The following is a 387-nucleotide window of genomic DNA, read 5'->3' as shown; positions in this document are numbered from 1 at the left end:
GTGTGGGTATTCTACAACCTGATTGTTCTTGGCGGCGCAGTTGCAGTATCGGTAGAAAGCAAACAGGTACGCCGATCGCACCGCGTGGAGATGACGATGCCCGCGGCAATTGCCCGCGAAGATGGTCACCTCTTCTCGTGTACCGTTCAGGATTTCTCCGACGGTGGTTTGGGGATCAAGATCAACGGTCAGGCGCAGATTCTGGAAGGGCAGAAAGTGAATCTGTTGCTTAAACGCGGTCAGCAGGAATACGTCTTCCCGACCCAGGTGGCGCGCGTGATGGGTAATGAAGTTGGGCTGAAATTAATGCCGCTCACCACCCAGCAACATATCGATTTTGTGCAGTGTACGTTTGCCCGTGCGGATACATGGGCGCTCTGGCAGGAC

1 protein-coding gene is annotated in these 387 nt (G+C 54.8%); it reads left to right on the top strand.

What is annotated here, in order from left to right:
• Positions 1-387: PilZ domain-containing protein (locus tag D3227_RS40910; protein ID WP_208646666.1), on the top strand; the 387-nt coding region annotated here is incomplete at both ends.

The sequence above is a fragment of the Mesorhizobium waimense genome (assembly GCF_003601975.1).
GTDB lineage: Bacteria > Pseudomonadota > Alphaproteobacteria > Rhizobiales > Rhizobiaceae > Mesorhizobium > Mesorhizobium waimense.
This window is presented reverse-complemented; position numbering and strand designations above follow the sequence as displayed.